The sequence below is a fragment of the Mesorhizobium sp. B263B2A genome (assembly GCF_020165775.1).
GTDB lineage: Bacteria > Pseudomonadota > Alphaproteobacteria > Rhizobiales > Rhizobiaceae > Mesorhizobium > Mesorhizobium opportunistum.
In genome coordinates this window covers 26,082-37,266 of record NZ_JAIUIU010000043.1, presented here as the reverse complement: position 1 = coordinate 37,266, position 11,185 = coordinate 26,082, and the positions used below count along the sequence as shown (strand labels likewise).

Genomic DNA, 11,185 nt, shown 5'->3' with positions numbered 1-11,185 from the left:
CCCCTCCGGAGGGGGGAGAGGTGGCGCCGCGCAGCGGCCACGGAGTGGGGGAACCACTTAACAATCAGGCGCAATCATCATCTTGTCCCCCGCGAAGATCGACCCCCCACTCCATCGAGTTGCGGTCCTCTCCCCTCGGCGGTCGGTCTTAACCCGCGACCATGTCTGTCTTCGCTGCCCGCCCGGCCACATAGACCTCGCGCACCGCGCGGTCGTCGCCCAGCGTCTGCAGGAGAAACAATTCCTGCGCCAGGGTCTCGACCGTTTCCATCCTGAGCCGCATCGCCGGCGTGGCGTTCGCATCCAGCACGACGATGTCGGCATCGGTGCCTTCGGTCAGCGTGCCGATCCTTTCCACCGCCGACAGCGCCTCGGCATTGCCGCGCGTGATCTGCCAGAAGGACTGGAACGGGTTCAGCTTCTCGCCATTCAGCGCGATCACCTTGTAGCCCTCGTCCATGGTGCGCAGCATCGAATAGTTGGTGCCGCCGCCGACATCGGTGGCGGCCGCGATGCGCAGCGCTTTGTCACGCTTGCGGTAGCGCTGATAGTCGAACAGGCCGGAGCCGAGGAAGAGGTTCGAGGTCGGGCAGAACACCGCCACCGAGCCGCTGTCCGACAGCGCGTCCGCCTCACGCTCGGAGAGATGGACGCAGTGGCCGAACAGGCTCTTTTTGCCCAGCAGCCCGTAATGTTCGTAGACGTCGGTGTAGTCGCGCGACCACGGGTAGAGTTCCTGCGTGAAGGCGATCTCGGCGTGGTTTTCCGACAGATGCGTCTGCATGTGCAGGTCGGGATGCTCGCGGCAGAGCGCTCCAGCCATCTCCATCTGCTGCGGCGTCGAGGTGATGGCGAAGCGCGGGGTGATGGCATAAAGCTGGCGACCCTTGCCGTGCCATTCCTTGATCAGCGCCTTGGTGTCGTCATAGCCGGATTGCGGCGTATCGAGCACGCCGTCGGGCGCATTGCGGTCCATCATCACCTTGCCGGCGATGTTGAGCATGTTGCGGTCGTGCGACTCAGCGAAGAAGGCTTCGGTGGAGGCCTTGTGCACCGAGCAGTAGGCTACGACCGTCGTGGTGCCGTGACGCACCATCTCGTCGAGGAACAGCCGCGCTATGCGGCGTCCATGCTGCGCGTTGGCGAACTTCGTCTCTTCCGGGAAGGTGTAGGTGTTCAGCCAGTCGAGCAGTTCGGCGCCATAGGAAGCAATGACCTGCATCTGCGGAAAATGCGCATGCGCGTCGATGAAGCCGGGCAGCAACAGATGCGGCCGGTGGTCGATTTTTTTCACCGCCTCGCCAGCCTGCTTTTCGACATCGGCATAGGCGCCTGCGGCGACGATCCTGCCATCGCCGATCAGCAGGCCGCCGTCTTCCTCGTAGCGCCAGGCCGAATGGTCGTCGATGGTTTGCGGCCAGCGCTCGAAAGACAGCGTGCGGCCGCGCAGAAGTATCGAAATCATGCCTATTTCCCTGCGCCTTCGAACCAGGTCACCAGCAGCGCCCGCTCCTTGTCTGATATCTGCGAGACATTGGCAGGCGGCATGGCGTGGCTGCGTCCGGCCTGCAGATAGATCTCGCGGGCATGCTCGGCGATGCCCGCGTCGGTGTCGAGCATCACGCCCTTGGGTGCATGGTAGATGCCCTCATAGACCGGCTCCGCCGCATGGCACATCGAACAGCGGCCGAGCACGGTGTCGCGCACGGCGGGGAAATGCGCGGAGGCGATATAGAGTTCCGCCGCTGCGGATGGCTTGGGTTCGCCGGTCAGCACCCTCGGCACGGTCGACAGCCAGATGATGATGATGAACAGGACAAGGGCGCCCAGCCAGGTCCAATGCGGGTTGCCCTTGCGCGCATGGACGCTGTTGAAATAGTGCCGGATCAGCACGCCGATGATGAACACCAGCGAGGCGATGACCCAGTTGAACTCGGTCCCGAACGCCAGCGGATAATGGTTCGACAGCATCAGGAACAGCACCGGCAGCGTCAGATAGTTGTTGTGGAGCGAGCGCTGCTTGGCGATCTTGCCGTATTTCGGATCGGGCTTGCGGCCGGCGATGAGGTCGGCGACGACGATCTTCTGGTTGGGGATGATGACCATGAAGACATTGGCCGACATGATCGTGGCGGTGATGGCGCCCAGATGCAGGAAGGCGGCGCGGCCGGTGAACAGGTGGGTCAGCCCCCAGGCGATGAACACCAGCACGCAGTAGAGCACCAGCATCAGGCCGGTATCGCTTTTGCCCAGCGGCGAGCGGCACAGGAGATCATAGACCACCCAACCGACGCCGATCGTGGCCATAGACAGCAAGATGCCCACGGGTACCGACATCGGCAGCACGTTGGGATCGATCAGGAACAGATCGGCCCCGGCATAATAGACCACGCACAGCATGGCGAAGCCTGACAGCCAGGTGGCGTAGGATTCCCATTTGAACCAGGTCAGGTGTTCGGGCATCTCGGCCGGCGCCACCAGATATTTCTGGATGTGGTAGAAGCCGCCGCCATGCACCTGCCATTCCTCGCCGAAGGCGCCGACAGGCATGCCCGGTCGCTGGCGCAGGCCGAGATCGAGCGCGACGAAATAGAAAGACGAGCCGATCCAGGCGATGCCGGTGATGACATGCAGCCAGCGCACGGCGAAGCTCAGCCAGTCCCAGAAAATCGCGAAATCCATCATTGACGTAGTCCCTGCCGATGACGCGACTTTACGGTGTCCCGCGCAAACGAAAAGAGGCGAGGTGTACGATGACTTTCAAAAAAAAATGGAAAATACTACAGCGCCGCGCGTCCTCTTGGACGCGCAAAGGACGCTGTAGCACTTTGATCTGGCGCATGATCCTTTCCGAAAATCGATTCCGATTTTCGGGGTCATGCGCTAGGCTAATCGCTGCAAACCGGCGAAGGTGCTCCGCATGGCCTATCTCGACAACATCGCCGTTTTCGTCCGCGTCGTCGAACTCGGCAATCTGTCGGCGGCGGGCCGCGACATGCGCATTTCGCCGGCGGTCGCCTCCAACCGCATCAAGGAGTTGGAAAAGCATCTTGGCGTGCGGCTGTTCAACCGCACCACGCGGCAGTTGATGCCGACCGAGCACGGCACGGTTTTTTATGCGGGCGCCAAGCAGGTGCTGGAAGCGATCACCGAAGCGGAGGCCGCCGTCTCGGCGCTGTCCGGCCAGCCGCGCGGTACCATCCGCGTGACCGCACCGCTCGGCCTCGGCCGCCGGCTGGTGGCCTCGGGCATTCCCGATTTCCACGATAAATACCCTGACATCGAGGTGCGGCTGAGGCTCTCGGACCATAATGTCGATATCATGAAGGAAGGCATCGACGTCGCTTTTCGGCTCGGCATCATCGAGGATTCCAGCCTCAGGATGCGCGGCATCATGGAATGCGAACGCGTGCTGGTGGCGGCGCCGAAATATCTGGAGGCGCGCGGCGAGCCAGTGGAGCCGCAGGAGCTGATCGGCAAGAAGCACGACTGCCTGATGCTACGCTACTCCGGCGCGCGCGAATATGTATGGACACTGCAAACTCCCACCGGCCCGCAGAAATTCGAGGTGCATGGCCCCTACGACACGGACGATGGCGACGTGCTGACCGGCTGGGCGCTATCGGGACGCGGCATCATCAACAAGCCGCGCTTCGAGGTCGAACCGTTCATCCGCGACCGGCGGCTGAAGGTGATCCTGAGCAACACGCCGCCGACGCCAGTGCAGTTCGCGGCCGTCTATCCGCACAAGAAGCTGCAGGACCCCAAGGTGCGGCTGCTGCTCGACTTCATGGCGGAGCGCTGCCAGCGGCTGATCAAGGATCTTCTGGCCGGCAAGTAGAGGTGACAAGGGGCTGGCTGGCAAGTGAACGGCTCCTGGCCCAGTCGAAGGGGTTGCCTTACGCAGAGGCGAACTTAGGTTCGCGTGCACGGCCTCATGGTCGATGGCTGCGCGACGAGCAAACCACAATGCATCTCACCGTTTCGCTCAACATTGCTTCCATGGCCGGCCAGACCAGCGCGCTCACTTTCAGGGATGTGGCCGGCTTTGTCCGGCAGGCGGAAGCGGTCGGGCTGGACATGATTATCCTTGAAGACTCCGCGCCAGATGCCCCAGCGTCCAGCAGCCCTTTCGAAGCGACCACCTTGCTGGCCGCATTGGCGACCGTGACAACCAGGATTGGCCTCGTCGCCGCGGCCTCGACCGTCGCTCACCAACCGTACAATCTGGCGCGCCGTTTCGCCTCGCTCGACATCATCAGCCATGGCCGCGCCGGCTGGCACGCGGTGATGGCGCAGGCGCCGCGCGAGGCGGCCAATTTCAGCCGGCCGGATGGATTTTCCAGCGATGATTTCCGCCGCCGCACCGAGGAATATATCGGCATCGTCCACGGCTTGTGGCAGGGCTGGGATGCGGATGCGCTGCTGTTCGACAAGAGCGGCGGCCGCTTCCATGACCCGGCAAAGATGCACCTGCTCGACCACAAGGGCGAATTTTTCTCCGTGCGCGGCCCGCTCAACGTCGCGCGCTCGCCGCAGGATAAGCCGGTGCTGGTGCTGTCCATTCTGTCCGAAGCCGACATGGATATCGCCGCCAGGACCGCCGACGTCATCCTCCTGGATGGATCCGCCGAGGACGCCAAGGCGCGCCATGACGATCTGAAGCGGCGCGTGGCCGTCTGCGGACGCGAACCAGGCTCGGTCAAGGTGCTGCTGAATGTCGGCGTCGATATCGATCGTCTCGATACATCGTTCCGCTCGCAAGACTGCGATGGGTTCAACATCGCGATGCCGCCCCCGGCACTGGACGGTTTCGTCGGCCGCGTGTTGCCGGAGCTGCGGCGGCGCGGCCTTTTGCGGGAGAGCTATCGCGGCACGACGTTGCGCTCGCATCTTGGTCTTGCCGGCGGAGGGGACCAATGACCGCGCAGATGAAGCTCGGCGCCTTCCTGTGGGCGACGGGCCACCACATCGCCGCCTGGCGCCACCCCAAGGCGCATGTAACCGCCGGCATCGACATCGATCACTACATCCAGCTGGCGCGCACGGCGGAGGCGGCGAAGTTCGACATGATCTTCTGCGAAGACGCCGCCGGCCTGCGCGAGGCCAACGTCGGCATCGCCAGCCAGACGTCGCGCTCGATCGGCTTCGAGCCGATCAGCCTGCTTTCGGCGCTCGCCGTGCAGACCAGCCGCATCGGCCTCGTCTCCACCGCCTCGACAAGCTATAACGAGCCCTACGGGTTGGCGCGGATGTTTCTTTCGCTCGACCATCTGAGCGATGGCCGGGCCGGCTGGAACCTTGTGACATCGGCCAGCCCGATCGAGGCTGCCAATTTCGGCTCGACCGGCCTCAAGCCCCATGCCGACCGCTATGAGCGGGCGCGCGAATTCGCCGAGGTGGTCACTAGGCTGTGGCACGGAAAGCTCGGCGCCTCCGGCCATGACGGCCAGAGCTTTTCGGTTCGCGACCCGCTCGACCTGCCGCGTTCGCCGCAGGGCGCGCCGGTCATGGTCCAGGCCGGCGCCTCGGATGTCGGCCGCGATCTGGCCGCAGGCACCGCCGATGTGGTGTTCACGGCGGCGCAGACCTTCGAGGAGGCGAAGGCCTTCTACGACGACCTCAAGGGGCGCATGGCAAGCTATGGACGCGAGCCGGACGACATCAAGATCATGCCCGGCGTCGCGCCCGTGGTGGCGGAAACGGAAGCCGAGGCCCGGGAAAAATTCGAGGCGTTGCAGGAGCTGATCCCCGACGATGTCGGCGTGGCGCTGCTGTCCAGCTATCTCAGCATCTCCGATCTGGGGTGTTATCCGATCGACGGGCCGCTGCCCGAATTGCCGGAGAGCGAAGGGATGAAAAGCCGGCAGGCGCTTGTCATCGAGCAATCGCGCCGCGACGGCCTTTCTATCAGGCAGCTTGCCCGTCATTTCGCCGGCGCGCGCGGCCATTGGCGCATCGTCGGCACGGCGGCCCAGGTCGCCGACGAACTGCAGGCGCGGTTCGAAGGCGGCGCGGCCGATGGCTTCAACGTCATGCCGTCTTACTTCCCCGGCGAACTCGATACCTTTTGCGAACTCGTGGTGCCGGAGCTGCAACGGCGCGGACTGTTCCGCAGGGATTATGAAGGCCGAACGCTGCGCGACCATCTGGGCTTGAAACGGCCGGCTTGAGCCGGCACAGCTTAGCCGGCCATCACCTTGCCGCGCGGGGCCGGATGGCCGGCATTTAAGGCCGTGTTGTGAATAACCAGCGCCGTCATGATCTCAGCCGCCGCCAGCGCCGCAATAACTTGCGGCCGCTTGTCCTTGACGGCATCACCGCCGATCGGCGAGACGAGGCGGGCAAACTCCGCTTCCGTGCCATCAGCCGATTTCAGGAACCAGCTCCTGAAGGTCGCTTTCTTGGTCTTCGAGCCGATCATGCCGACATAGGCTGTGTCGCCGCGCCTCAGCGCTTCGGCGACGATCAGGAAGTCCAGCGCGTGGTCATGGGTGAGGATGGCGAAGGCGGTTCCGGCAGGCGCCTTGCGCACCTCGGCCTCCGGCATGGGCGTCAGCCGCGTCTCAACGGTTTCCGGCATGCCTTCCAGCGCCTCGGCCCGCGTTTCGATAACGACGCCGTGCACGGGAAGAAGTGCCACCGTCGACGCCAGCGCCTGGCCGACATGGCCGCCGCCGAAGATATAGACATGCGGCAGGTGCGCCTGTTCGGCTTCCGTGGCCGCAACCAGGTCGGCGGCAAGTGCTGCATCGACGAGCCGAATCAAGACTTCGACGCGCCCGCCGCAGCATTGGCCGATCTCGGGACCCAGCGGCACATCGAGCGTGGCGCAGACTTCGTCGACCTCGATGCGGGTTCCCCTCCCCCTTGAGGGGAGGGTGGCGGCAAAGCCGCCGGGTGGGGTCGGATCGACCGGTCTCGACGTCCTTGCGGTGCCTTTTGAGAGGACCCCCTCTGGCCGCTTCGCGGCCTGCCCTTCGCTATGGCTCCGGGCGCTCGTCGCTGAAAAAGCCAAATCGTTGGCTTTTTCTCGGCCTACGGCCGATCGCTCCTCTCCCCCCTCGAGGGGGGAGAAAAGCATCTGCCTGGCCTTGTCGATGGCCATGTATTCGAGCTGGCCGCCGCCGATCGTGCCAAAGATGGCCGATGCCGAGACGAGCATGAAGGCGCCCTTCTCGCGCGGCGTCGAGCCCTTGGTGTCAGCCACTTCGACCAGGGCGACCCGGTGGGCGCTGGCGAGAAAGGCTTTCAGGCTTTGCACTTTCGAGTTCATCATTTGCATTCCCAATTGGGAAATATAGGCTTTTCACGCTGATTTTGCACGTTTTGGCGACTTAGGCGCCAGCCCTGGCCTCTCTCTTCAGCCGCTCGATCGTCATCAGCACGCGTTCCGGCGTTGCAGGAGCATCGAGACGCGGGCAGATCTTGTGGTCGGCGACACTGGCCACCGCATCCGACAATGCATGCAGCACGGACATGCCGAGCGGGAAGGGCGGCTCGCCAACCGCCTTGGAGCGGTGGATCGTCGGCTCGCTCGCCTCGGGCCAGTCGGCCAGGGTTACGTTGAAGATCTTCGGCCGGTCTGACGCCAGCGGGATCTTGTAGGTCGACGGCGCATGGGTGCGCAGCCGTCCCTTGTCGTCCCACCACAGTTCTTCCGTCGTCAGCCAGCCCATGCCCTGGATGAAGCCACCCTCGATCTGGCCGAGATCGATGGCCCGGTTCAGCGAGCGGCCGGTTTCGTGCAGGATGTCGGTGCGCTCGACCACATATTCGCCGGTCAGCGTGTCGACCGAGACTTCCGAGCAGGAAGCCCCGTAGGCGAAATAGTAGAAGGGGCGACCCTGTCCCTTGTCGCGGTTCCAGTGGATTTTCGGCGTCTTGTAGAATCCCGCCGCCGAAAGCTGAATGCGCGCCATGTAGGCTTGCTTGACGAGGTCGGCGAAGGCGATCTCCTGGTTGCCGACGCGCACCCGGTTGGGCAGGAAAACCACCTGGTCGTGCGGCACCTGGTACTTTTCGGCGGCGAAATCGATGAGCCGGTCCTTGATCTGACGCGCACCGTTCTGCGCGGCCATGCCGTTGAGATCGGAGCCGGAAGACGCCGCAGTGGCCGAGGTGTTGGGCACCTTGCCGGTTGTGGTCGCCGTGATCTTCACCTGGTCGAGGTCGATCTGGAATTCTTCGGCCACCACCTGCGCGACCTTGAGGTAGAGGCCCTGCCCCATCTCGGTGCCGCCATGGTTCAGATGTACCGAACCGTCGGTGTAGACATGCACCAGCGCACCGGCCTGGTTGTAGTGCGTGGCGGTGAAGGAAATGCCGAACTTGACCGGCGTCAGCGCCAGGCCGCGCTTGATGAAACGGCTGTTGGCGTTGAAGGCCGAAATCTCCCGCCGCCGCCGCGCATAGGAGGCGCTTTCCTCCAGTTCGCCGACGATGCGCTGGATGATGTTGTCCTCGACCGTCTGGTGATAGGGCGTGAGGTTGCGGCCCCCCTCGCTATCACCACTGGTGCCGTAGAAATTCCTCTTACGGATTTCCAGCGGATCCTGGCCGACCGCGAAGGCGACCTCGTCGATGACGCGTTCGGCACCGACCATGCCTTGCGGGCCGCCAAAGCCACGAAAGGCGGTGTTGGATACGGTGTTGGTATAGAGCGGTGCCGATTGCGCATGCACCGTCGGCCAGAAATAGGTGTTGTCGCAGTGGAACAGTGCGCGGTCGGTGACCGGGCCTGACAGGTCCGACGAAAAGCCGCAGCGCGCCGCGAACATGAAGTCGACGCCGAGGATGTTGCCTTCGTCATCGAAGCCGACTTCGTAGTCGACGAGGAAGTCGTGGCGCTTGCCGGTGGCAATCATGTCGTCGTCGCGGTCGGGCCGGATTTTTACCGCGCGATGGTGCTTCTTGGCGGCGATCGCGGCCAATGCCGCAAACTGGTTGCCTTGTGTTTCCTTGCCGCCGAAGCCGCCGCCCATGCGGCGGATCTCCACCGTGATGGCATTGCTCGGCACCCCGAGCGCATGGCTCACCATATGCTGGACTTCGCTCGGATGCTGGGTCGAGGAATAGATGGTGACGTCCTGGTCCTCGCCGGGAACGGCCATGGCGATGTGACCCTCGAGATAGAAATGCTCCTGGCCGCCGACGCGCATCTTTCCCTTCAGCCGGCGCGGCGCCTGACGGATCGCGGCCGCCGCGTCGCCGCGTCTCAGCGTGAGAGGCGGCGTGACCAACTTGTCCTTCCTTGGGTCGAGGTCGCCGATATCGGTGACGAAGGGCAATTCCTTGTATTCGACCTTGGCCAGCCTGGTGGCGCGGCGTGCTTGTTCGCGAGTCTCGGCAATAACGCAGAAGATCGGCTGACCGTGGAACTCGACCTTGCCGTCGGCGAGCACCGGCTCGTCATGGCGGCCAGTCGGCGAGATGTCGTTCTCGCCCGGCACATCCTTTGCCGTCAGCACATCGACGACGCCCGGCGCGGTGCGCACCGCCGAGAGGTCCATCTCGACGATCGTGGCATGGGTCGCAGCCGAAAGGCCGAGGCAGCCATGCAGCGTGCCGGCCGGTTCCGGCATGTCGTCGATATAGACCGCCGTGCCGCTGACATGCTTGTGGGCGGAATCATGCCGCTGGTCGGTGGCGACGCCGCCGACGATTTTCTCAGCCTTGAGACTAGCGGTGGCGTGCTTGTTCATCATGCCGCCTCGTTGCGTGACACCTGGAATGGTGCCCTGGTGCCGGTGGTTTCGACAAAGAAGCGCAACAACAGGTTCTTCGCTGCCAGCGCCCGGTATTCGGCTGACGCGCGCATGTCGGTGAGCGGCGTGAAATCCCTGGCGTACTCAGTCATCGCCGCCTCGACCGTCGCTTCGGTCCAGGGCTTGCCGAGCAGTGCCTTCTCGACAGCGGTTGCGCGCTTCGGCGTCGCCGCCATGCCGCCATAGGCGATGCGCACATCGGCGACCGTGCCATCCCCGGCCAGCGTCAGGAAAAAGGCGCCAAGGGCGGCCGTGATGTCCTCGTCGCGGCGCTTGGTGATCTTGTAGACGGCGAATTTCGCCCCCTTGGCGGGGACAGGAACGTGCACGGCTTCGACGAACTCGCCCGGCTGTCGATCCTGCTTGCCGTAGGCAATGAAGAAATCCTGCAACGGGATCGTGCGCCGCTTCTTGCCCCTGCGCAGCGTCAGCCGCGCGCCGAGCGCGATCAATGGCGGCGGCGTGTCGCCGATCGGCGAGCCGTTGGCGATGTTGCCGCCGATGGTGCCCATATTGCGCACCTGTTCGCCACCGATGCGGTCGAACAATGGTCCGAGCGCGGGGATGCGCTTCGACAGCGTCGAGAAGGCTTCGGTGTAGGTGACGCCGGCGCCGATCGATATGACGCCCTTGTCTTCGGAGATCGTGCAAAGCCCGTCGAGATTGCCGATGAAGATCACCGGCGAGATATCGCGCATGTGCTTGGTCACCCACAGGCCGACATCGGTCGCCCCGGCAACGATGGTGGCCGTGGGTTCCTTGTCCAGTATGGCGGCGAGATCATCGACATTGGCCGGCACCACCAGCCGTGCCTTGCCGGCGCCGATCTCGACCCGCGCGCCGTCATGCATGGCATCGAGCCTTGCCGTGATTGCCTCGCGCTCCGCCGCCAGCGGGTCTTTCGCCGCCTTGCCGTAGCTGGAGATGGCGTGGGCGGCGCGCATGATCGCCTCGTAGCCGGTGCAGCGGCAAAGGTTGCCTTGCAGGGCTTTTTCGATCGTCGTGTTCGATGGGGCCGATGATCTCATCCACAGGCCGTAGAGCGACATGATGAAGCCCGGCGTGCAGAAGCCGCATTGCGAGCCGTGGAAATCGACCATTGCCTGCTGCACAGGGTGCAGTTGGCCGGGCAGGCCGCGCAAATGCTCCACGGTCACGACATGGGTGCCGTCCAGCGAGCCGAGGAAGCGGATGCAGGCGTTGACACTTTCATAGACCAGTCCGCCGGCCGAGAGCTTGCCGACGAGCACGGTGCAGGCGCCGCAATCGCCCTCGGCGCAGCCTTCCTTGGTGCCGCGCAGCGAGCGGTCGAGCCGCAGCCAGTCGAGCAAGGTCGTGTCGGGTGCCACCGAAGACAGCGCGACATCCCTGCCATTGAGGATGAAACGGATTTCGTTGCGGATATTGACCTTGGCCAT

Annotated in this window: 8 protein-coding genes; 3 read left to right on the top strand and 5 right to left on the bottom strand. The window is 64.1% G+C overall.

From position 1 onward, the window contains the following. Positions 1 to 148: 148 nt before the first annotated feature. Both guaD and LB568_RS32320 read right to left on the bottom strand, forming a co-directional pair. Complete coding sequence (gene guaD / locus LB568_RS32325) at positions 149 to 1,465, bottom strand: guanine deaminase (protein WP_013891589.1); 1,317 nt, start codon at positions 1,463 to 1,465, stop codon at positions 149 to 151. Between the two features lie 2 nt (positions 1,466 to 1,467). Continuing rightward, positions 1,468 to 2,685, bottom strand: a complete 1,218-nt coding sequence (locus LB568_RS32320; RefSeq protein ID WP_224732307.1) for a urate hydroxylase PuuD — start codon at positions 2,683 to 2,685, stop codon at positions 1,468 to 1,470. A 235-nt stretch (positions 2,686 to 2,920) separates the two neighbouring features. On the opposite strand from LB568_RS32320, the gene LB568_RS32315 reads away from it, so the two are divergent. The 3 genes from LB568_RS32315 (at position 2,921) to LB568_RS32305 (ending at position 6,173) form a co-directional block, all read left to right on the top strand. Continuing rightward, positions 2,921 to 3,841 carry a LysR family transcriptional regulator gene (locus LB568_RS32315; RefSeq protein WP_013891591.1) on the top strand — a complete coding sequence of 307 codons (921 nt, stop codon included), beginning with the start codon at positions 2,921 to 2,923 and terminating at the stop codon, positions 3,839 to 3,841. 128 nt (positions 3,842 to 3,969) lie between these two features. After that, entirely contained in the window at positions 3,970 to 4,923 is a 954-nt protein-coding gene (locus tag LB568_RS32310; RefSeq protein ID WP_224732306.1) for an LLM class flavin-dependent oxidoreductase, read from the top strand. Next, complete coding sequence (locus tag LB568_RS32305) at positions 4,920 to 6,173, top strand: LLM class flavin-dependent oxidoreductase (protein WP_224732305.1); 1,254 nt, start codon at positions 4,920 to 4,922, stop codon at positions 6,171 to 6,173. Before LB568_RS32310 ends, LB568_RS32305 begins: the two co-directional genes overlap by 4 nt. An 11-nt stretch (positions 6,174 to 6,184) precedes the next feature. Here the strand turns inward: LB568_RS32305 and xdhC are convergent, their stop codons facing one another. The 3 genes from xdhC to xdhA form a co-directional block, all read right to left on the bottom strand. Further along, the gene (gene xdhC, locus LB568_RS32300) at positions 6,185 to 7,276 is read right to left on the bottom strand and encodes a xanthine dehydrogenase accessory protein XdhC (RefSeq protein ID WP_224732304.1); all 1,092 of its coding nucleotides are present in this window, start codon (positions 7,274 to 7,276) and stop codon (positions 6,185 to 6,187) included. Between the two features lie 61 nt (positions 7,277 to 7,337). Next, positions 7,338 to 9,704 (bottom strand): xanthine dehydrogenase molybdopterin binding subunit, encoded by a 2,367-nt coding sequence (xdhB, locus tag LB568_RS32295; protein ID WP_224732310.1) that lies wholly within the window; start codon positions 9,702 to 9,704, stop codon positions 7,338 to 7,340. Then, a complete protein-coding gene (gene xdhA, locus LB568_RS32290; RefSeq protein WP_224732303.1) occupies positions 9,704 to 11,185 on the bottom strand; it encodes a xanthine dehydrogenase small subunit in 1,482 nt (493 codons plus the stop codon). The genes xdhB and xdhA overlap by 1 nt, the downstream gene beginning before the upstream one ends.

What these genes read in the sequence shown, in the direction of transcription:
- guaD (WP_013891589.1), bottom strand. Translation starts at nt 1,465, where the DNA reads ATGATTTCGATACTTCTGCGCGGCCGCACGCTGTCTTTCGAGCGCTGG.
- LB568_RS32320 (WP_224732307.1), bottom strand. Translation starts at nt 2,685, where the DNA reads ATGATGGATTTCGCGATTTTCTGGGACTGGCTGAGCTTCGCCGTGCGC.
- LB568_RS32315 (WP_013891591.1), top strand. Translation starts at nt 2,921, where the DNA reads ATGGCCTATCTCGACAACATCGCCGTTTTCGTCCGCGTCGTCGAACTC.
- LB568_RS32310 (WP_224732306.1), top strand. Translation starts at nt 3,970, where the DNA reads ATGCATCTCACCGTTTCGCTCAACATTGCTTCCATGGCCGGCCAGACC.
- LB568_RS32305 (WP_224732305.1), top strand. Translation starts at nt 4,920, where the DNA reads ATGACCGCGCAGATGAAGCTCGGCGCCTTCCTGTGGGCGACGGGCCAC.
- xdhC (WP_224732304.1), bottom strand. Translation starts at nt 7,276, where the DNA reads ATGAACTCGAAAGTGCAAAGCCTGAAAGCCTTTCTCGCCAGCGCCCAC.
- xdhB (WP_224732310.1), bottom strand. Translation starts at nt 9,704, where the DNA reads ATGAACAAGCACGCCACCGCTAGTCTCAAGGCTGAGAAAATCGTCGGC.
- xdhA (WP_224732303.1), bottom strand. Translation starts at nt 11,185, where the DNA reads ATGGCCAAGGTCAATATCCGCAACGAAATCCGTTTCATCCTCAATGGC.